Origin of the sequence: Vibrio sp. 10N.247.310.17 (assembly GCF_041466605.1) — a bacterium.
In the GTDB taxonomy this organism is placed as follows: Bacteria; Pseudomonadota; Gammaproteobacteria; order Enterobacterales; family Vibrionaceae; genus Vibrio; species Vibrio tasmaniensis_A.
In genome coordinates, this window is the sequence record NZ_JBFSTC010000105.1 from 1 (window position 1) to 17,548 (window position 17,548).

A 17,548-nucleotide genomic window follows, 5' to 3' on the forward strand; every position below is an offset into this window, starting at 1 on the left:
AATGCTTTATTGATTTTATTGTTAATTTATAGACTCATCTAAGCGGAGAAGAGCCCTTCTGGTAGGGCAAAACCCCATTAACAGGATGTGAATGAGTAAAAAGTCTACCTTATAATGGGGCAAAAATGTGCCAGTGAAAGCAGCAAAAAGGCTGTGATCACCAAGCGATTCTGTCGTACCTTAACTACCAAGCGACTTTGTCGTTAGCCTAATTACCGAGGGAAATTGACGGTCCTACTTTTTACGTAATCCTTTGACTATCACTGTGAATTAGTCAAAGGGTGTATAGGATGATCGTTATGGATGCTAAATCTCAACTTACCGTGGATGTCATTGCTAAAGTGGCACTTAACAAAATCTCTATTCTCAATGCCTCGAAACTGCTCAATAAATCCCCCCGAACCATTGAACGTTACCTCAGGCGATACCGTATCGATGGTATTCGTTTCGTTGTTCATGGCAACACAGGAAGAGCACCCGCTAATAAAATCCCCGTGACCTTAAAGAAGCAAGTTCAAGCTCTGATAAAAGCCAAGTATTACGACTTTAACATGCTTCATTTGGCAGACATGCTGGAAGTGTTTGAAGGCATCAAAGTAAAGCGAGAGACACTTCGTACCTGGGCGCACGAAATCCATCATGTAAAACGAGCTAAACATCGCCGCTCCAAAGTAAGAAGACGACGAGAGCGCATGGAGGCAGAAGGCTTAATGCTGCAAATGGACGGCAGCCCTCACCTTTGGTTCGGGGACAAAAAGTCCTGCCTTATCGCTATGATTGATGACGCAACCAGTGACGTTCATGCGGAGTTCTTTCCTTCAGAAACTACGGAAGGCTGCCTTAAAGTAATGAAGGCTTATATCGAAAAAAAGGGGCTTTTTAAGACGCTTTATGTCGATAGAGCGGGTATCTTTGGTGGACCAAAACGCTGCCACTTCTCTCAGATGCAACGAGCCTGCGAAGAGCTTGGTATAGAAATTATTTTTGCCAACTCCCCCAAGGAAAAGGTCGTATCGAACGCGCCTTCGATACGTTCCAAGATCGTCTCGTCCCTGAGTTAAGACTGGCGGGGGTCACCGATATGAATAGCGCAAATGACTACCTGCAAAACACTTTCATCCCTGACTATTGGGCGACAACCCTCACTGTCAACGCTAAGCAGGTGCGCTCGGAACATAGGCCCATTCCGAAACACCTAAACCTCGATGCGATATGTATCCAAAAAGAATATCGAAAAATCCGTCGGGACCATACCTTCAGTTATGGTAACGCAATGTACCAAATTACCTCTCCGTTAAGGCACTCTATCGTGAGTCAACAAGTTGAGCTACGTAAGCAACTTGATGGTAACTTCACCGCTTACTTTGCTGACCGAGAGCTGTCCATTAAAGAGCTTGTTGAGCCTAGCTCTAGGAAAGAATACGGGGAAGAAGTTCAGAAAAAGCTCGATGCTATTGAACTTGCCAAGGAGTTAGGCAATGTGAGAGAAGCTGCTCGGCAGAGTGGTTGCTCTGTCAAAAGCATTCACAACAACCGTCAACTTCTCGAAGCACACGGTCCATTAGCTTTGAAACGTATGTATGGCCAACCAAGGCACAGTAACCGCATCGATGAGAAGACTCGAAATGTCGTCATCTCATTAACGCTCAAATTACCTCATCTAACATCGATCAGGATCAGTGGTGAGATGAGAAAGCGATTTAACATCTCGATTAGTCACTCAACAGTAAGGAACATCTGGCTTGAAGAAAAGCTGAATACAAGAGAGTTACGGGAAGCTCGTGCCGAGGCATCAATTATCGAATAAGAGCAGAACTGTCATGGTTGACTACTATTAATAAGACTATGACAGAGTCCTTCGGTAATTAGACCGTCAACCTCCCTCGGTAATCACAGAAAGCAGCAAAAAGGCTGTGCAGCAAAAAGGCTGAAAGCAGCAAAAAGGCAGCGAGATCAAATCTTCGCTGCCTTTTGAGTATGATACTTTATTCTTTAGTATGACACTTTAATACTCAATATGAGACTTTATTACTCTCGTACAACACCAACTTTGTCACGTATCTTGCTGAACTGCTTGCTTAGGTAATGACTTTGGACTTGGTAGATATGGTCACAATCTTTAGCAACGCCTCTTTGTCTTTGTATTGGTTTCATGTGGACGATATAAGGGCAGCGTATACGGTCTGTATAACTCATCTGCACAATGTCAAAGATAGACTGTGTGACAGGGATTTTTACTCTGGATGCCTCTGAATTTGAGACTTTTTGCCTATGTATATACAAGTAACCATAAATTTTTACGCCATCAACCATTACAGGTTGCTTATCCTCATTCCAGACAATTCCGCAACGGTTATCTCTTGGTGAACGTAGGTTGTATTTGATACGACATATTTCATTGATCGCATGCGTCGTCTCCAACGTCAATGCCATTGCCACCTTAAGAAAGAGTGGTGCGCTTTGATAAATCAATTCAAACTCTTCTAGTGTTAGTCTTTGACGCTTTTTAACCTGTTCTTTTTTAGTGACCCGAAGACGTTTTTTTATTGCGCATGAAGTTATCAGGTATATACGATTGATCTGCTAAATAACTGAACGCTTTATTGATCAAACTGAGGTTGTTGTTGTAGCACTGAGCTGAAAATTTAGCGTAATGAGTATTTAAGAAGACATTCATCATTTGCAAGTCTAATTCATGGGTAAGTGTCGTTCCTAAATCAGCACAGAGCTTCTTCATTAGTAATTGGTACTTCTCCATCGTACCTTTTGAAAGCTCTTCTCGTTTGATTAGCGGAAAGATTTTCTTCAGTGCTTTTTCTAAAGGAATATTGAAGTCGTTTAAAGAAGTGTGTCGTGGCTTATCTGGGACGCTATCGAGAGTCGGTAATGAAGCTTGGTGTGCTTTCTCTATGAGCTGTTCCATAGACCGGTACTTGATATTGTAGTTAACCGCTTCATTGATCGCGTGAAGTTTCTTCGTGCCTACAGGGAAAGAGTAGAATTTCCCTGACGCAAGCTTTAGGCGGTAACGTACCTTGCCATCTTTGTGTTGATATCGATAAAGATAAGGCGGTAAATCTTTGTGTTTATCAGTTCGTTTTGTACCCATATTTATATTACGAAGGTGAGCTTATAACCGTCGTTCCTTTTAGTTACGTTCGATTGTTACATACTGGATTACGTTATGCATCGCCAAATAAGTCAGGGAATATTGTCGCTTTTCTGGCAGCCTCTATTTGCTCAGGCTCATCAACTACTACGACTTTCGCTGCACCAATGCCCATAAGCAAACGTTTAAGTTCCTCTTCCTCTAACTTCGTCAGTTCAAGCATTGAGTGAACGATTAACAAAGGCTTCAATGTAAGCCCAGGTTGCTTTGCTTCCCGTAGCATCGAACCCACCAGCTCCGCGAAACTATCAGGATTATCTAAGAGTAGTTGCTTTACTGGCATCGTTGAAATTTTACTTAACTCTTCTCCTTGCCACATTAACTCGCATTGTTGTGTTGTTAGATGAATCACAGCTGGATTGGCGAGTACCTTTTTGTTGGCTAGGAGATCGATACGACAAGCAATACTAATGAGCGGAATGACCAGAACCATAGCTACTAAGCTTTTTAGGTTGTCATACAGCTCTGGTTGGTCAGTCATGAAATGCAGGTAATGTATCTCCAGAAATAAGAAAATACATACTATTGACATCGCATCATTTATCGTTCTTTTTTTAAGCATCTTGCTTTCTCCATTGATCTGACAATCGATGTCCATTGGTGGGTATTAAATTACACCGAGGTACTGGTTACCGCTAAGAAGAAGTTAATGCCGACTACTATAAACGACCAGAAAGTCATAATTCCAAAAAGGTAGCACCACAATTTGGTATGTGTTGAAAAGGTAACGTTGGCGTAGCTCGACCAAGTTGTTAATGTTGCAAAGGGCAGCACTACAAATGTTCCATAGATATTGGTTAGCTCAGATAGGTAGCCTGCCACCATCGCTATTAATGTTATGAATATAAACATTGCATTCACCCACCGTGAGGGTAAATTCGTCGTATTTTCGTGTACTTTCATACGAGCCCCGTCAGTTAATATGTGCGTTTCTATAGTGGTGAGTAACAGGTTCCTAACTGATTTTTAAGACACATGCTTATATTATTATCTATGTTCGATATCGGCTTCAGAGTGGGCTTTGTATGGCCTATGGCAATCGTCGCATTCAAATTCACCACCCGCAGGATTGCCACAAAAACCATCTTGTACTTCTCCGCAGTGAGGGCAATATAGAGCGACATTCATTGTGTGCAATTCTGTCACTGTCTTCATATTATCTTCCTAAGATTAACTGTGAGTTTGTTATACATCCCAAGGCTCCCAATTTAGCTTCGTATCGAGTTTCAATATTTAGACGACGCTAGAGCAGACTGAAGAACTCAAAGGTGCTCTTCACGATCTTTACGTTTTTGTTTGTAGGCAATTGTCGCCACTGCCGCAACGAACCCCAAGGTGAGTAAGGTTTCAACGAGGCCGAAAAGTTGCCCGTTAAAGCCAGTAACTATCATTACATGCGACCCAATGGTTAGGATGCTTAACCTGAGCAACGCTTTATCAACAGGTCCCATGTAGTCAGTGAGATCGTACTTGAGTTTGCGCATTATTGGCGACTCTCCTTAACTGCTCACGGATATAGCCTTCTTGCCACTCGATATGGCAATCAGGGTTAAACTTCTCCCCTTTTCTACTTGCCATGACTCCGGCTTTGAATTCAGTCGTGTGGTTTGTGTTAACGGTGATAGTCGGTTCGCACATCTCGCAAGCTACTGCCGACAACAAATGAGTAAACATGCCTGAGTCATGTCGCTTCTCAGTGATCTCTAAGATTCTGACCAGGGCATGTAACTCGTTACAATTGAATTTGGCCATCGTTAATCGTATGACAGGGGACCATTTCTCATATTTTTCAATGAACCCCTGCTCTCCTGAAAGAAATATTTGTTGTTCACGACATTGGTAAAGCCGTTGAGCTGTAGAAACGATTTTTATTGAAGTCATATCTTTGCCTTTAACGGGAAGGTTTGAACTGCAATTCTGTTTCGTCTGACTGGTGCTTAGGTACTGTGACCTTAGATTGGAAATACTTGCCTCGCGGCAGCTGATTACCCACAGGAACGTGCGCAATCCAGTCATCGAATGCTGGTTTAGAATTCGAGGGGAGTCGTTGCCTTATAAACGGGTCTTTTAGCGTGTCTGCCATTCTTGCTCTCTACTTTGTTAAGTACTACTGAGTTCAGTATCCAACAACCCGATACAGGCATGTTCAAATAAAGAGCTTGAATTGGAGAATAGATTGCGTATCACAAACGCGGTGGGTAGAAATTAGCAGGCGATTCTAGGTAAGTCGCTCCATTTAGTGGTGTATTGCGGAGACAGCATTTCGCGGCGCATACCCCAAGACTGTCTTGAAGGTGTTCCTTGCGCAGCCAGAAAGATAGTGTCCATTCCATACTTTGCGTTTATCTGATCAAACGAAGCCATTAACTTTGCATTATTGGGTTGTGGGTTAAATAGGTCAGCTTGCTCATGTCTTCCGTCAACGAGGTCAATCAGCCCAACACCGACTTTGTAGTACTGAACACCTTCTTTGTAGAGTGTTTTGGCCAGAGCACAGGCCGCACTGGTTAAGGTATCCACATCAGCTGTCGCGTACTCAAATTTGTGAATCGCTTTGAAACTAACCGGCTTTTCGTCAAAAGGTGAATTTCCTGCAAAGCAAACCAACACTTTACAAAGTGACTGTTGAGCACGGATCTTTCGCGAGGCAATGCCCACATGCTGACTGATAGCTTGTCTAAGCTCATCGAATTCCGTTATGCGCTTACCCAGACTGCGGGTAGAAAAAACTTGTTGTTTGTCTGCTCTTGCTATGTCGAATGGAATACACTTTTCACCATTGAGCTCCCGTATCGTGCGCTCAACACCGACATCGAATTCTTTTCTCGCTTTTGAAGGTGAAAAATTTGCTAGTTGCGCTGCGGTAGTGATCCCCATAAATTGCAATGCTTTAACTTCGCTTGCGACCAATCCCCCAAACTGAACCCACATCAATAGCCTGGAGAACACGTTGGGTTTCTTTCACTGAATCTAAAACACATACCCCCTGATAACCAGGGAGTTTTTTCGCTGCGTGGTTGGCTAATTTTGAGAGGGTGAGCGTCGGGCCGGTTCCCACACAGACCGGGATCCGACACTCTTTCCATATTGCTTTTCGAATTGCGGCCCCATGCTCTCGTAAACAAGGAATGTTTATGCACTTGTCCAGATTTAGGAAGCTTTCATCGATTGAATAGATCAGTTGTTCAGGTCCAAAACGTGCAATCACTTGCATCATCCGCAAGCTCAAACTGGAGTACAGTTCATAGTTAGATGAGAAGACTGTAACGCCATGTTGCTCACATAATGCCTTGATTTTAAAGTAAGGTTCGAACTTTGGAATGTTCAACGCCTTCGCTTGATTGTTTACCGCAACGGCACAACCATCATTGTTACTGACGGTGATAACCGGCTTTCCACGTAAATCAGGTCTGAAGACTTGATGACACGAATTGTAGAATGAATTGCCATCTATTAATGAATACATGCTTAACCCGAAAACATAGTTGATACACGGTGGAGTCTGATGGAACTCGCTAATACCCCTTCTATTGCGAAGGAGTCTTGTTCATCAATTCTTACCGGCTTCATTGATTCATTCGCACTCAGCAAGCGACGTCCTTTGATATCTAGAATTTTACAAACCAGTTCACCGTTTAGATTGGCAATGATAATATCGTGGTCTTTCGCAGTAAGGGCTCGATCTACAATCAATACATCACCTGAAAAAATCCCAACTCCTTGCATGCTATCTCCCTGTGCCAGCGCTAAAAAAGTTGATGAAGGGTGTTCCACCAGCAATTCATCAAGGCTCAATTCCAGTTGTTTATATTCTGCAGCTGGGGACTCAAAACCCACCACGCCTGCACTCACTGGATAAGTTAATATATTCATAATTTATACTGGTTATTTATACAGTGTGATTCTAGCCCCGAATCTAGATAAAAGGCAAGAGAATGTCTCAGTAGGTAACTAGCGCTATAGAATTTAAGGTGAGACAGAGGTTGAGAGGGCGACATTATGAACAAGAGCCCTATATACGATAACATAATATGATATTGTTTATATTTAGGTTTCACCTAAACGATGTTAAGTTGTTTAAATCAAAGGGAAAGTTAAGAGGTCACTATGCCATTAGTAAGGTTTGCAATATTAGTTGTTGTACTATTTTTCGCTTGGTTAGCTTTAGTCCACATTTTCAATGGCTATGGTGCTGGCGTAGGTCTAGTCTGTTTGGGGTTGTTTGTTTTTGTGGGTCGGAAGTTATCAAAGAGAACGCTGGCAAAACTTCAGTCTCGCCAGCAATAAATCGTTTACTCGCACACAACACCATCCCTGTCTCGGTCAGACATGAATGCGTATGCCGGGTCATGAGCCGTTACTGGTGCAATCCCATGATTTCGAGCTTCGGCACAAGTGATACGTCCGTTGTTGTTGTCGTCATACAAGGACAACGCATGCCCCGTAGATTGGGTGACGTATTTAGTTGGAGCGCTTCCCGCAGGTGCATAGAACACCATTTCAAAAGACGGGCAATTATTGATAACACTCTCCAACGTGTTCGCTTCGACTGGATTTACACTAAGGCCATACTTAGTTTTTATCTCAATGACACGCAACGCGAACCAACATTGGTTTCTTGGCGGTAACCACTCGCCAGCGTCCAAGCCGCATTTTCCAGTAGAACTACAACGGTTCACAGCTGGGGATGCTAGGGTCAAGTTCAATAGATCTGTTGCAAATGCTTTTCTTGTTTCAGGGCTTGCCGCACAGAGCCCACTGTCATGCCCTTCACTGGCTGCAATGATGTGTTCGATGTCTGTCTCTGAAGTTGATTGGTAGTAGGTGCCAGTATAAGGGCCATAAATCTGACCTCCCATACTATCGACTATCGCTGACTCTACTGAAGCGGGATATGGGTATTGGCTTTTCTTATCGTATGGTGAACATCGATGCTCTTCCTTAACTACCAACCCACGCCACATGTCATTTCCCAGTGATGAAAACGAAGCAAGTAAAACAACCAAATACATCGTACTGCGAATAATCCCCATCATAACGTTCTCCATTTATTTGCGTTACACTGTCACTAAGACCAGCAGCCCGATAGAATCTGGGACCACAAACGCTGCCCCTTTTTAAGTCCACGTATATCCACGACTTTTACGGTGACTGGGTTACCTACTAAATCAGTCTCATACTTTTTCCCGGTTATTATGTTATATAAGTTTCCAGATGCATTGGCTAGAGGTATACCCAACTCTTTTGATAAACTTGCAGCAGTGTAATGCACTCCCGACTCCAACATATATGCGGCCATCTCTTGAGTGCTCATCTTGTTGTGAACCTTACTTGGTGTTGTTGTATTCATGGCCATTACACCTCTGTATAGTTACCGGAATCATACTCACGCATAATGGCAGTCTCTGTGAATTCGAGCACTTGTACTTCGCCATCTATCCCACGCGTTTTATCGGAAAATCGTACACGGAGTGTTACTTCAGTATCATCGATAATAGTCGCATGAATTCTTTGTCCATCCGGTGCATAACCTCTACCAGTATTAAATTTCAGTTCGCCTTGCTTCGTTTGCATATCTCAGTTCCTTCAATTGGCTTTGGATTAGATATACAACATCGATGTGTTCTATTAAGCACATTGTCATCACAAGGTTGTGGTTCAACCGGTATTGTGTGTTGCTGTTAGTAGCGGAATATTAGATATTACTAAGGCTATCTATTGTTATATCGAAATTTCAGGAAGTTAACAGATGTCTAAGCAGCTCAAACCTGGTGGTCTTCAATACGTGTCTCGTGTCCTAGCAAACAAATATGATGTTTCCCTGTCCACATTCGTACTGATTGATGCCACTCGAAATGGCAATATTATGACCGAGATAGCAGAGCTCTACGGGGTCAATAGAGATGGTAAGGATTCGTATCAATTTCTCAGTGACTTGGTTAAACATGCCAACAAGAAATCCTCTCTTCCAATTTTCAACGTCACGAATATGACGAGATATGACTTAATAGCAATGGGAATTGATCCCGTTTCAGGAAGACGTCCTCGTTGGCTGTCATTGACCAGCTACGGTATGACGATTCTCAAAGACTTCGACAAATTGATGTATGAATAAGGCTCTAACAATCAGAGCCTTTTAATACACGCTATTTAATCAGGACCGACTCTCGCTTTATCGGCTTTTCATTGAAGCGAATTTTTACGATGTGGTTATTCTCAAACCTCTGCTTACCTATAAGATCACGATACTGTTGATAGGATTTTCCCTTCAGGCCACACTGATTGACGTAGATAGCTACCTTATACACGGTGAAGTCGAGCCAATTTTTACGTTTCTTGTTCACATCGATGACTGCATCACTTAACGTTATCTTTAGTAGTTCCCATAACTTCCCACTAATTACGTGTGTGTTGACGCTGAGTGAGTAAAATCCACTACCATTCAATGCGCTAGTAAACATCGTCATTTCTCTGATCAGTTGGTCTTTTTTGCCTTTTATTGGTTTGTAAGGGTCTGCCAAATGGAGGGTTATATCTGATGCATGTTTCCAACGATTAGTGATCGGATACCACTCCAGCATCAATATCTCGGTGCTACCGAATACTAATTTTATCGGTGTCATTATCACCCAAGTCATGAACGCTACCAATAGGACAAGAGCATAGTTCCAGCCCGATAATAAGCAAGGCCATAGATTCTCTAAGGCCAGGTTCTCGCTATAATTTTTATTGATAAAGGTGTCGTTCCAATTGAATGAATCAAGTGCAAACAAGAGTAGATAAAAAACAGAGAACTTCGTCATAAGTTTGGCCGTCTTACAGAATCGGTGCCAATATTCGGAATGAAACATAGAGAGGTTCATGTGCGTCGGATCATCGAGCACTATCTTTTCATAGGCGATGTTTCTAATGGCTTTCGCCTGTACGAGTGAGACGCCCATTGCGACTATGAACACATAATCACCAAAATAACAGCTGAGTAAGATACACAGAGTCGGAATGATGTATTTCAGGGTTTGAATAACTACCGTGATGACGTTCATTACGTAATCAGTTAAGAGCGTGAAAGTTGGTTTTAACATAAGAATGTATTCCTTTTGATTTAAACCTACTTAATTTTTCCGAGATCCCAAAATTTTTTTTCATATCCCTCAAAACTACCGTGTACCCACTTTGGATGATGCTATTGTTTGAACTTCAATGCACTTAGCGCACAGGAGAGAGATATGATTTCATGGAGAAATTTGGATGACGGCACTCACGAACTTAAAATTAGTGACGCGTTTAATATCGTGCTCTACCCATCAGCTGGCTATGCCATCGCAACGGGTATCGATAGAAAGATCAGTTTATTTAGCTCTACTCTTGAAGAGCAAAAGCAAGATGTTCAAAGAACGGTAGTCGCTATACTTTTAGACATCGCGGAAAAAGTGTCACCGGATGATGTTAGATACGGTCGTTAACTAACTTTCTCTGTATCCAAATAGAGAGCACACATACCGCGCATAGAAATAGTGAAATATCGGCTAGAGAGTTTGGGGTGACATTTAAAAATGAAGAAACAGGTTCGACATACTTTATGACGACTAAGAGAGTAAAGGCGACTGTAAGCCTCTTATAACCGCTTCCAATAGACATACGCATAACCTTTAGTCCAGATTCCAGTTTTTGATGGAAAGCAACCCAATTGGCCCTTGCGCCAAACTGTACGTGACAGCCCAAATCTTCCACAAAGAACTTTCGTGTGGGTTCTTAATCCATACGAGAATTGCGGGAGCGGTGCCGCATCCAACCCAAACCCCAAATGTGATATAGAAGATCACCAATAACCATAGTTCTTGCATGAGTTGAGCTCCTTTAAGTGCCTAACGCCTTTTCCTCGACGCATTCTTGATGCGCTACTGGCAATTGATTCGTCATACAAGGCCCCTTTTGTATTTAACCAATAATTGTATACAATAACATAATACGTTATCTAAGAGTCTTCCAGAATGACAAACCGCAACGCTGATTGGGTACGCTTCTTCAAATTAGAAGAGCAGTTCTTCGACGATGTACTCTCTTCCACAAATGAAGTTGAGTCCTTTGGTTCACATTGCTATCCAAAATACACTGAAGAATTTACCGAGTCGGGTCACCTTCGTCTGACCAAACCTCAACATATTCGCTGGATAGGTCACGTTAATGGCGATCAAAGCCTGTTCAATAAACTTCAGAAACAAGCCAAAGAAATTTACGACCTTCATCAATCTTTGACACTTTCGGAAAAAAGATGCTCTCGTGAACCTATTTTTTTAGTTGATGCTACGCGTATCGGTGTTTACAAAAACGTTGCGCACTCTTCGAATCTAATCACGAGCTCTGACGAAGTGAGCTTAGTACGAGGTAAATATAGCGATACACCGGAACGCGACATTCAAAACTATAACGACATGCGAAAGGATTTAATTGACCTTGGGTTCAGTACCGCTACCGTTTCGTTAGCTCCAGTAACACTCTCTTTAAAAGTAAGCACGCAAGAGTTAGTGAACTACTTTGGTCGCGAAGATATAGTGTATAGGAGACAAACAGGTCACCAATATCGCAGCCGAGTATATTGGGATCGACAATCTAGACCGATGAAACTTGGTTTCTTTATTAGCTTATCTCCAATTACTTACCATTGCGTTGTCTCTCCAAGAGAATCACGCGAAGACTCGTACCTAAACAGTGGCGAAGCCATTCCTTTCGTCGGTCCTTGCGATGGTGAGTTTTGGATCAGCAAGACCTCATAATGCGGTTTATGAGGTCCATAACCACTTAACTTATGCTTGCTCTTCGACGTCAGACGATTCGGCAGTCTTTTTCTCAGCGATCATCTTTTTCGTACCACCGATAGCTAACAATAAGCCACCGACAGTTGGAAGTAATTGAAGCATCGCGAGATTTTTAACATCTTGCGGAAGATTGTTTCGTAAAGCTACTTCGGCAATGAATTCAAATAGTGGGTAGCCATTTACTGCGGCTTGGAAAAAAAATGACAGACCGCAACACAGCATTAGTATCAAACCAATGCACGTAATTCTAAAGTTAAAGTTCTTCATGTTGTTGTTCATAATGTACCTTATTTATGCTGACTGATTGGTTCAGTTCATTTATACACGCCCCGTTCTCTCCTTTTAGAAATTAGCGAAGCCAATATCGCACCTTAATTGACAAAGCATCGCTTCAGTGACCGACAGCTCGCTAAACGTCACACCAATCTCTTAGTCGTATCAATTTAATCGCTGATATAGCCCTGCTTATTTGAATTTCTTGGTTCGACACTGAGATATCCTCAGCTTACGTAGCCAATCTAAACCCGTGATTTTGGTTGGCGTTGAAATTTTCTGCGGTTTAGTGCTATTGCACAGCCCCCAATACGCACGTTGCCCACAGCGTTCGCAGCAAAAGAAAACTGGAGTAAATGATGACTACAAATACGACTTCGACCAACACAGAAACCAATAGTACTGTCCGGTTAGTGGCGGCATTAAAGGTTTTAGGTGTCACCGATGATACGCCCCTGCATTTGCGCCAATTGCTCATAAGCAGCATTTTATCGGTCGCGAAATTTAATGATGATGCAGATTTAATTGATATTTGTGAGTTTTCTCTGGCTCGTTTGCAAACCGAACTTGAGGATGATGTCAGCGAAAGCGCGGGTTCACCGATTCATTAATAAGAGGAACAAGCCATGAAATTCAATCCAAGGAACATCCTTTCTGGCATGGTCATACACTTACTGATGACTGTCGGTGTTGCACACGCGGAATCTGACCGAGTAAATCTCCACACTTGGAAGCAGTACGGCGAAGCGGCTTCGGGAAACTGGGCGGTAAGTCCAGATGGCCAAAGTGTCTACCAAAGCATCAACGGACACCCCACAGCGTTTATGAGTGCCAACAAGTATGAGTATCGAACCTTCAAAGGGATCATACAGGTTGATGCAGGAGCCGGTGATGATGACTATATCGGTTTCATTTACGGCGATCCTACTGCTGGAGGCTTTTACCTGTTCTCTTGGAAAAAGCTACCGACCTCTGCAGACAGTGGTTTCAGTTTGATTTACTTCGATGGCACCCTAGATCAGATGAGCGATTATGGGTGGACGGTTTATGATGTCGAACAAGGTAAAAATACTATCTTAGGCAAAAAGCGAAACGTAGAGTGGATGCACGGCCAGCCCTATCAATTTGAAATGCAGCTGTTTCCCAATAGGATTGTGACCAAGTTAGATGGCGCGACAATATTTGATGTCAATAACCTGACCGTAGCTCCGGGATACTTCGGCTTTTTTAACTGGTCACAAGGGAAGGTGCGTTACAATTCCATTCAGCAACTATATCCACCTATAGCTGAACACAAAACAGGGGATATCTCTCAAGGTGTGCCTTTTACGGTAACTGGCACATGGACGGATAGGAACACAACGGATAGCCACAGCTGCATGGTAAGCCAACAGCCTTATTATGGTACTGTGACGATGACTCCCCCGTGTACCTTTACTTATACCCCATCACCTGACCATGATGGCATTCAGACATTTAAATACAGAGTGACTGACGAATCGAACTTGTTTACTGACGGCAACGTCGATGTAAATGTACGATCAAGCGGCACTTCCTTCACCTTGCCTCCACACCTTGTGTCTGGTCAAATAAAGAATGTCTTCACCCAAATTAAATCAACAAAGACTGACGGTAAACCGGTCGTGAATATAATCAATAAGCCTAACTTCATGCGATTAAATGAGTTGGGTGTCATTGAAATGAATCCAACTGACGATGATCTTGGCATGCATCACGACATCACCTTCGAAACAAGCGATGGACTCAAGACGTACAATGCAGGGACATTCGATATTCAGGTTATACCCTCGACAAACAATGACTACTTGAACCAAAATTTTGAGATTATCACTTCCGATGTGCAGCTGCTTGACTTAGACAATACGCCACACACTCTCGTGACCATTCCAGCACTTGAAAGTGGTGAGGGTAATTTAGTAGAAGGCCCACATGAGGCTCTAATCACCGCTGATGTTAATAACACTCATGACATGATGGTCGGTGATAAGGTTGCCGCACCAGGTGATACGGTGTCGATAACCGTTAACCTTGATAAAGCAGGGTCAGCTCTACCCATATTCTATTTTACTCCGGATGCGGAAGTTGCGAATTTCAGCATTGAATTCCCTTGGATTGACTCACCTCACGATTGGCGTTACGTCGTACAAAGAACATGCTCAGATGCCGACTCTAATCGATGTGATCGAACATTGGAGATGGACAGATTGAAAGCGCCAACAGGCAACCTTCAAGTCTTTCTAAGAAAGAGTGCAAATGCTGAGTATCATAGTTATGGATTTGCCGACGTTTCCACTTGGCGTAATTCTGACTTGGATGAAAACCTTGCGACACTCAGTGACGGTGACTTGGTGGCCATTAACATCAACCAGAAGACAGCTGCTCTAAATGACTTCATCAATCAGGTCATTACACAGTTTGGTGATGGGGATTTGAGCACCAAGCTATCGAACATAGAAGATCAAGCGATCTTGCTGTATCGAATCGGAAGTGGGGTAAAAGAATATAAAACCCAAAAGAGTAACCGCTGGGGGACTTCTTCGGTTACATGGATAAGCCTAACTGAATGAAGGAAATGGAATGAAATTGAAGATAAATGCTCCCATGATGGGAGCATTTTTTTAGTTTATTTGTTCAGGAATACGAACGCCATGGCTACGTAACACACGAATGATGTGTGATTGAACGTAAGCCAGCGTGCATTCGCACCCTTCAAAGTAACCTTTGTCTATATCTAAGCTCGTATTTCTACGTTGCTTTTTGAGTTTTTCATCTTCACGAAAGTCGCATAAGAGTTCTCGCAAATCATCTTCTAAACTGCTCGATGGTTTGGTGGATTGCTCTTGGTTCACAGACGTGGATGCTTGGAGTTTTAACCATGACCAAATAAAGCTCTTATTGGAATTCACCGCTTCAGCAAACCGTTCGACGGAGCGAATGGAGTGATATTCGGCGTATTGTTCCCATAATGGTTTGGCAACTGAATCGGTTAAACACGCTACAAACTTAAACGACAATGTTTCTTGGATGTCATTATTCCCTGCTCGAAGTGGAACCACTATCGTGTCACCGAAGTCGACAAAAGAATGGGTAGCAGCCATTAGAAACTCAATCGAGTAATTGCGCGTGGGTGTAAGTAATCCGTGCTTTTTCGTATCAAAATCATGATGATTATCATGACGTCGTAAGCACAAGTATTCATGAAATGCAGTACTGAACTTACACGGTGTTAAAGATTGATCAATCATGACCCAATCGGAATCAATAACTCTATTGTACATGGGATGTCTCCTCATCATTTAGGGACAAGCCCATTACAGTTGGTAAAAATTCTCGTTGAAACTCTCCAGCCACCAGCACATCACCAATATAAACAAATTGGGAACCTGGATGTTCTGCTGTCTCTGGTGAGAATTCAGGGTTCATGGCAAATTGACGAGTACACTCAACGGTTACGACCGTCCAATCGCTGGACATGGCCATTTGCATACTCTTCTCTTTCGTGTGACCTTGATTGAGATAATATTCATAACTTTGCTCAACTAAGCGTTCATCACGGATTGTGAGTTGTTCACCTAAAGGGATTGTCTCTGCACCAAACTTACAATCTGCAAGTACAGTGGAAGAAGACAAGCCGATGATAGTAGTGAGTGCAAATTTGCTCATGAAGTTACATTTCAAATTTGCGCATTTTGTTGTGAAAGACATGGTAGTTCCTCGGTTTAGTAAGTGCAGGTGTCATTTTCTAGAATGAATATCGATTTCTGAGCTGCATGATTTAAGTACCACCTCAAGATTCTCTTCAGGAATCTCGTTAACTAGGCGACCTAAAAAATATTCCACAACGACGGCTACATCAGCACCTTCTAGATGCATCGCGACCGGTTCTGCCATGGCTTTTTCTGTCATTTCAATATTCATAATCACACCTGTTGCTGTGAGGGTAGTTGTCTAATTTTCCAAGCTATTCCTTGTGGGAATGACCTAGCGTAGCGATACACATTTTCTGCCTCTGTATCTTCAAACTTTTTCTGCTTCACCTTGCCGTTGATCTTGTAGAACAAAATAAAGTCAGCAAACTTACTTATTGGAATGTTTCGTGGCATGAGTTAGCTCCTCCAAGAACTGGAATTTGAGACGTACTAGGCCACCGCACGGGTAAGCTAATAGGTCCCGTGTTGGGTTAAGGTTATGGGGGTTAAGAGCGGATCTTTGTTTCTATGTTTGTTGGGAAACAAACTTCGAATGGGGGGTTACTTCTTTAGAAGTGCTTGTATCTCATCGTCCTGTAGAAGATGGTCAATTCGAGCAATAATGCAGTCGCCTGCGTAACTATCTAATTTGACACTTTGAGCTTTCAACTCATTGAATGAGCGATAAGTCTCTAAGAGCAAATTTGACGGTGGTCTTTTGAGCAATTTAATGCGTCTGACAGTTTTAATAAGACTGATTTCGATATCCACTAAAGCTGACATTTGTTCGAAAGTAGTCATATGAGATCTCCATTTATTCAATGGCAAACAGGGGTATAAAAATCACTAAATCAAGACTTCGACAATAGGTACATTAACGTAGCCGGTTTTGTATGATCTTCCTGTTAGCTTAATGATTCCGGCCTCAACAAGAACATGTTCAATTCCAGTATTTTCACTGAAATTCTTGATGCATGTTTCATTCTCTAAAAGAGAGTCAGTTGGAACACAGGTTGTTGCAACACAAATGCGTTCACCGGGAAAGGTGTCGTTGTTAATGTTGTTATCGGTTTCAGCAGCAATCAGCTCAAGCGCAATTACACCGTTAGCGTAGTGACGTTTAACAATGCGGCAATCAAAACCAAGGAAGTTAAGTGCATTCATATCTGGACTCCAGTTATTCATGGGACTAGTTGGGGTATAAACAAGAGTTGTATTTGAAGGTTGGTAACTCTGAGGAGTTAATAGGGGCAGTCAAAGGACTGATTACATTTCAGATGGCGTAATAACCAGGTGAGCTAAAGGGTGATCCTCGCTGTCCAAGTGGACAGTGTGTTACTCAATTTGCCCTTTTACTATGGCAAAGTAATGAGTCTCAGTTTCCAATTAGTCAGCTTATTTTGCTTGTTTTGAGTACGCGTGCTTTCTAACCATTGCAGATAGCGCACACGTACATCGTGACCGTGGGTTTCAATCATTACCTATTCAAATCGATATAGTTCTCATGAAGATTGATGACTATTATGTAAACGCGCCATAAACCCCGCATTCTAATCTTTCAGCGCGAAGAATAAGATCAA

At 42.5% G+C, this 17,548-nt stretch carries 26 protein-coding genes and 2 pseudogenes; 6 read left to right on the forward strand and 22 right to left on the reverse strand.

Annotated elements, in window-relative coordinates; translation table 11 throughout:
- Nucleotides 1-290 precede the first annotated feature (290 nt).
- Nucleotides 291-1,807, forward strand: a pseudogene (locus AB6D80_RS21275) (ISNCY family transposase).
- 221 nt (nucleotides 1,808-2,028) lie between these two features.
- Here the strand turns inward: AB6D80_RS21275 and AB6D80_RS21280 are convergent.
- From AB6D80_RS21280 to AB6D80_RS21340, 13 genes and pseudogenes are all read right to left on the reverse strand, one after another.
- The gene (locus AB6D80_RS21280) at nucleotides 2,029-2,433 is read right to left on the reverse strand and encodes a hypothetical protein (protein ID WP_372189539.1); all 405 of its coding nucleotides are present in this window, start codon (nucleotides 2,431-2,433) and stop codon (nucleotides 2,029-2,031) included.
- 88 nt (nucleotides 2,434-2,521) lie between these two features.
- A complete protein-coding gene (locus tag AB6D80_RS21285; RefSeq protein WP_372189541.1) occupies nucleotides 2,522-3,109 on the reverse strand; it encodes a phage integrase Arm DNA-binding domain-containing protein in 588 nt (195 codons plus the stop codon).
- 73 nt (nucleotides 3,110-3,182) lie between these two features.
- Entirely contained in the window at nucleotides 3,183-3,731 is a 549-nt protein-coding gene (locus AB6D80_RS21290; RefSeq protein WP_136987127.1) for a hypothetical protein, read from the reverse strand.
- A gap of 50 nt (nucleotides 3,732-3,781) precedes the next feature.
- On the reverse strand, nucleotides 3,782-4,021 hold the full coding sequence (locus AB6D80_RS21295; RefSeq protein ID WP_136987128.1) for a hypothetical protein: 240 nt from the start codon (nucleotides 4,019-4,021) through the stop codon (nucleotides 3,782-3,784).
- Nucleotides 4,022-4,156: 135 nt separating this feature from the next.
- A complete protein-coding gene (locus AB6D80_RS21300; protein WP_372189543.1) occupies nucleotides 4,157-4,324 on the reverse strand; it encodes a hypothetical protein in 168 nt (55 codons plus the stop codon).
- Nucleotides 4,325-4,431: 107 nt separating this feature from the next.
- Nucleotides 4,432-4,653: a hypothetical protein gene (locus AB6D80_RS21305; RefSeq protein ID WP_086715480.1), complete on the reverse strand. Its 222-nt coding sequence runs from the start codon at nucleotides 4,651-4,653 to the stop codon at nucleotides 4,432-4,434.
- A complete protein-coding gene (locus AB6D80_RS21310; RefSeq protein WP_102561104.1) occupies nucleotides 4,625-5,050 on the reverse strand; it encodes a hypothetical protein in 426 nt (141 codons plus the stop codon). Before AB6D80_RS21310 ends, AB6D80_RS21305 begins: the two co-directional genes overlap by 29 nt.
- A gap of 10 nt (nucleotides 5,051-5,060) precedes the next feature.
- Nucleotides 5,061-5,252 (reverse strand): hypothetical protein, encoded by a 192-nt coding sequence (locus tag AB6D80_RS21315; protein WP_081231411.1) that lies wholly within the window; start codon nucleotides 5,250-5,252, stop codon nucleotides 5,061-5,063.
- A 122-nt stretch (nucleotides 5,253-5,374) separates the two neighbouring features.
- A pseudogene (locus AB6D80_RS21320) lies at nucleotides 5,375-6,635 on the reverse strand (Y-family DNA polymerase).
- 2 nt (nucleotides 6,636-6,637) lie between these two features.
- Nucleotides 6,638-7,042, reverse strand: coding sequence for a LexA family transcriptional regulator (locus AB6D80_RS21325; RefSeq protein WP_086715489.1), 405 nt, complete (start codon nucleotides 7,040-7,042; stop codon nucleotides 6,638-6,640).
- Nucleotides 7,043-7,461: 419 nt separating this feature from the next.
- Complete coding sequence (locus AB6D80_RS21330; protein WP_157939169.1) at nucleotides 7,462-8,205, reverse strand: excalibur calcium-binding domain-containing protein; 744 nt, start codon at nucleotides 8,203-8,205, stop codon at nucleotides 7,462-7,464.
- 32 nt (nucleotides 8,206-8,237) lie between these two features.
- Nucleotides 8,238-8,519 carry a hypothetical protein gene (locus AB6D80_RS21335; protein WP_372189545.1) on the reverse strand — a complete coding sequence of 94 codons (282 nt, stop codon included), beginning with the start codon at nucleotides 8,517-8,519 and terminating at the stop codon, nucleotides 8,238-8,240.
- A 5-nt stretch (nucleotides 8,520-8,524) separates the two neighbouring features.
- Nucleotides 8,525-8,743 carry a hypothetical protein gene (locus tag AB6D80_RS21340; RefSeq protein WP_086715495.1) on the reverse strand — a complete coding sequence of 73 codons (219 nt, stop codon included), beginning with the start codon at nucleotides 8,741-8,743 and terminating at the stop codon, nucleotides 8,525-8,527.
- A 175-nt stretch (nucleotides 8,744-8,918) separates the two neighbouring features.
- Between AB6D80_RS21340 and AB6D80_RS21345 the strand changes: the two genes are divergently transcribed.
- The gene (locus tag AB6D80_RS21345; protein WP_081231404.1) at nucleotides 8,919-9,284 is read left to right on the forward strand and encodes a hypothetical protein; all 366 of its coding nucleotides are present in this window, start codon (nucleotides 8,919-8,921) and stop codon (nucleotides 9,282-9,284) included.
- A gap of 31 nt (nucleotides 9,285-9,315) precedes the next feature.
- On the opposite strand, the gene AB6D80_RS21350 is transcribed toward AB6D80_RS21345, so the two are convergent.
- Nucleotides 9,316-10,251 carry a hypothetical protein gene (locus AB6D80_RS21350; RefSeq protein WP_081231403.1) on the reverse strand — a complete coding sequence of 312 codons (936 nt, stop codon included), beginning with the start codon at nucleotides 10,249-10,251 and terminating at the stop codon, nucleotides 9,316-9,318.
- Nucleotides 10,252-10,395: 144 nt separating this feature from the next.
- Between AB6D80_RS21350 and AB6D80_RS21355 the strand changes: the two genes are divergently transcribed.
- Both AB6D80_RS21355 and AB6D80_RS21360 read left to right on the forward strand, forming a co-directional pair.
- On the forward strand, nucleotides 10,396-10,632 hold the full coding sequence (locus AB6D80_RS21355; protein WP_081231402.1) for a hypothetical protein: 237 nt from the start codon (nucleotides 10,396-10,398) through the stop codon (nucleotides 10,630-10,632).
- Nucleotides 10,633-11,160: 528 nt separating this feature from the next.
- Complete coding sequence (locus tag AB6D80_RS21360; RefSeq protein WP_086715501.1) at nucleotides 11,161-11,943, forward strand: hypothetical protein; 783 nt, start codon at nucleotides 11,161-11,163, stop codon at nucleotides 11,941-11,943.
- 30 nt (nucleotides 11,944-11,973) lie between these two features.
- Here the strand turns inward: AB6D80_RS21360 and AB6D80_RS21365 are convergent, their stop codons facing one another.
- Entirely contained in the window at nucleotides 11,974-12,264 is a 291-nt protein-coding gene (locus tag AB6D80_RS21365) for a hypothetical protein (RefSeq protein ID WP_086715503.1), read from the reverse strand.
- A 350-nt stretch (nucleotides 12,265-12,614) separates the two neighbouring features.
- Between AB6D80_RS21365 and AB6D80_RS21370 the strand changes: the two genes are divergently transcribed.
- Both AB6D80_RS21370 and AB6D80_RS21375 read left to right on the forward strand, forming a co-directional pair.
- Nucleotides 12,615-12,869: a hypothetical protein gene (locus AB6D80_RS21370; RefSeq protein WP_150330745.1), complete on the forward strand. Its 255-nt coding sequence runs from the start codon at nucleotides 12,615-12,617 to the stop codon at nucleotides 12,867-12,869.
- Between the two features lie 15 nt (nucleotides 12,870-12,884).
- Nucleotides 12,885-14,846 carry an Ig-like domain-containing protein gene (locus AB6D80_RS21375; RefSeq protein WP_372189547.1) on the forward strand — a complete coding sequence of 654 codons (1,962 nt, stop codon included), beginning with the start codon at nucleotides 12,885-12,887 and terminating at the stop codon, nucleotides 14,844-14,846.
- 51 nt (nucleotides 14,847-14,897) lie between these two features.
- On the opposite strand, the gene AB6D80_RS21380 is transcribed toward AB6D80_RS21375, so the two are convergent.
- From AB6D80_RS21380 to AB6D80_RS21410, 7 genes are all read right to left on the reverse strand, one after another.
- Nucleotides 14,898-15,557, reverse strand: a complete 660-nt coding sequence (locus AB6D80_RS21380) for a hypothetical protein (RefSeq protein ID WP_372189548.1) — start codon at nucleotides 15,555-15,557, stop codon at nucleotides 14,898-14,900.
- The gene (locus AB6D80_RS21385) at nucleotides 15,547-15,984 is read right to left on the reverse strand and encodes a hypothetical protein (protein ID WP_081231395.1); all 438 of its coding nucleotides are present in this window, start codon (nucleotides 15,982-15,984) and stop codon (nucleotides 15,547-15,549) included. The genes AB6D80_RS21380 and AB6D80_RS21385 overlap by 11 nt, the downstream gene beginning before the upstream one ends.
- Nucleotides 15,985-16,014: 30 nt before the next feature.
- On the reverse strand, nucleotides 16,015-16,197 hold the full coding sequence (locus AB6D80_RS21390; RefSeq protein ID WP_081231394.1) for a hypothetical protein: 183 nt from the start codon (nucleotides 16,195-16,197) through the stop codon (nucleotides 16,015-16,017).
- A 2-nt stretch (nucleotides 16,198-16,199) separates the two neighbouring features.
- Nucleotides 16,200-16,382 (reverse strand): hypothetical protein, encoded by a 183-nt coding sequence (locus AB6D80_RS21395; protein ID WP_081231393.1) that lies wholly within the window; start codon nucleotides 16,380-16,382, stop codon nucleotides 16,200-16,202.
- 147 nt (nucleotides 16,383-16,529) lie between these two features.
- Nucleotides 16,530-16,769 (reverse strand): hypothetical protein, encoded by a 240-nt coding sequence (locus AB6D80_RS21400; protein WP_081231392.1) that lies wholly within the window; start codon nucleotides 16,767-16,769, stop codon nucleotides 16,530-16,532.
- A gap of 45 nt (nucleotides 16,770-16,814) precedes the next feature.
- Nucleotides 16,815-17,132, reverse strand: a complete 318-nt coding sequence (locus AB6D80_RS21405) for a hypothetical protein (RefSeq protein WP_081231391.1) — start codon at nucleotides 17,130-17,132, stop codon at nucleotides 16,815-16,817.
- Between the two features lie 191 nt (nucleotides 17,133-17,323).
- Nucleotides 17,324-17,446, reverse strand: coding sequence for a hypothetical protein (locus AB6D80_RS21410; RefSeq protein ID WP_261901434.1), 123 nt, complete (start codon nucleotides 17,444-17,446; stop codon nucleotides 17,324-17,326).
- Nucleotides 17,447-17,548 lie beyond the last annotated feature (102 nt).

What these genes read in the sequence shown, in the direction of transcription:
- AB6D80_RS21315 (WP_081231411.1), bottom strand. Translation starts at nt 5,252, where the DNA reads ATGGCAGACACGCTAAAAGACCCGTTTATAAGGCAACGACTCCCCTCG.
- AB6D80_RS21285 (WP_372189541.1), bottom strand. Translation starts at nt 3,109, where the DNA reads ATGGGTACAAAACGAACTGATAAACACAAAGATTTACCGCCTTATCTT.
- AB6D80_RS21325 (WP_086715489.1), bottom strand. Translation starts at nt 7,042, where the DNA reads ATGAATATATTAACTTATCCAGTGAGTGCAGGCGTGGTGGGTTTTGAG.
- AB6D80_RS21390 (WP_081231394.1), bottom strand. Translation starts at nt 16,197, where the DNA reads ATGAATATTGAAATGACAGAAAAAGCCATGGCAGAACCGGTCGCGATG.
- AB6D80_RS21355 (WP_081231402.1), top strand. Translation starts at nt 10,396, where the DNA reads ATGATTTCATGGAGAAATTTGGATGACGGCACTCACGAACTTAAAATT.
- AB6D80_RS21405 (WP_081231391.1), bottom strand. Translation starts at nt 17,132, where the DNA reads ATGAATGCACTTAACTTCCTTGGTTTTGATTGCCGCATTGTTAAACGT.
- AB6D80_RS21365 (WP_086715503.1), bottom strand. Translation starts at nt 12,264, where the DNA reads ATGAACAACAACATGAAGAACTTTAACTTTAGAATTACGTGCATTGGT.
- AB6D80_RS21360 (WP_086715501.1), top strand. Translation starts at nt 11,161, where the DNA reads ATGACAAACCGCAACGCTGATTGGGTACGCTTCTTCAAATTAGAAGAG.
- AB6D80_RS21380 (WP_372189548.1), bottom strand. Translation starts at nt 15,557, where the DNA reads ATGTACAATAGAGTTATTGATTCCGATTGGGTCATGATTGATCAATCT.
- AB6D80_RS21310 (WP_102561104.1), bottom strand. Translation starts at nt 5,050, where the DNA reads ATGACTTCAATAAAAATCGTTTCTACAGCTCAACGGCTTTACCAATGT.
- AB6D80_RS21350 (WP_081231403.1), bottom strand. Translation starts at nt 10,251, where the DNA reads ATGTTAAAACCAACTTTCACGCTCTTAACTGATTACGTAATGAACGTC.
- AB6D80_RS21340 (WP_086715495.1), bottom strand. Translation starts at nt 8,743, where the DNA reads ATGCAAACGAAGCAAGGCGAACTGAAATTTAATACTGGTAGAGGTTAT.
- AB6D80_RS21280 (WP_372189539.1), bottom strand. Translation starts at nt 2,433, where the DNA reads ATGGCATTGACGTTGGAGACGACGCATGCGATCAATGAAATATGTCGT.
- AB6D80_RS21295 (WP_136987128.1), bottom strand. Translation starts at nt 4,021, where the DNA reads ATGTTTATATTCATAACATTAATAGCGATGGTGGCAGGCTACCTATCT.
- AB6D80_RS21400 (WP_081231392.1), bottom strand. Translation starts at nt 16,769, where the DNA reads ATGACTACTTTCGAACAAATGTCAGCTTTAGTGGATATCGAAATCAGT.
- AB6D80_RS21335 (WP_372189545.1), bottom strand. Translation starts at nt 8,519, where the DNA reads ATGAATACAACAACACCAAGTAAGGTTCACAACAAGATGAGCACTCAA.
- AB6D80_RS21300 (WP_372189543.1), bottom strand. Translation starts at nt 4,324, where the DNA reads ATGAAGACAGTGACAGAATTGCACACAATGAATGTCGCTCTATATTGC.
- AB6D80_RS21375 (WP_372189547.1), top strand. Translation starts at nt 12,885, where the DNA reads ATGAAATTCAATCCAAGGAACATCCTTTCTGGCATGGTCATACACTTA.
- AB6D80_RS21370 (WP_150330745.1), top strand. Translation starts at nt 12,615, where the DNA reads ATGATGACTACAAATACGACTTCGACCAACACAGAAACCAATAGTACT.
- AB6D80_RS21330 (WP_157939169.1), bottom strand. Translation starts at nt 8,205, where the DNA reads ATGATGGGGATTATTCGCAGTACGATGTATTTGGTTGTTTTACTTGCT.
- AB6D80_RS21290 (WP_136987127.1), bottom strand. Translation starts at nt 3,731, where the DNA reads ATGCTTAAAAAAAGAACGATAAATGATGCGATGTCAATAGTATGTATT.
- AB6D80_RS21395 (WP_081231393.1), bottom strand. Translation starts at nt 16,382, where the DNA reads ATGCCACGAAACATTCCAATAAGTAAGTTTGCTGACTTTATTTTGTTC.
- AB6D80_RS21305 (WP_086715480.1), bottom strand. Translation starts at nt 4,653, where the DNA reads ATGCGCAAACTCAAGTACGATCTCACTGACTACATGGGACCTGTTGAT.
- AB6D80_RS21410 (WP_261901434.1), bottom strand. Translation starts at nt 17,446, where the DNA reads ATGATTGAAACCCACGGTCACGATGTACGTGTGCGCTATCTGCAATGG.
- AB6D80_RS21345 (WP_081231404.1), top strand. Translation starts at nt 8,919, where the DNA reads ATGTCTAAGCAGCTCAAACCTGGTGGTCTTCAATACGTGTCTCGTGTC.
- AB6D80_RS21385 (WP_081231395.1), bottom strand. Translation starts at nt 15,984, where the DNA reads ATGTCTTTCACAACAAAATGCGCAAATTTGAAATGTAACTTCATGAGC.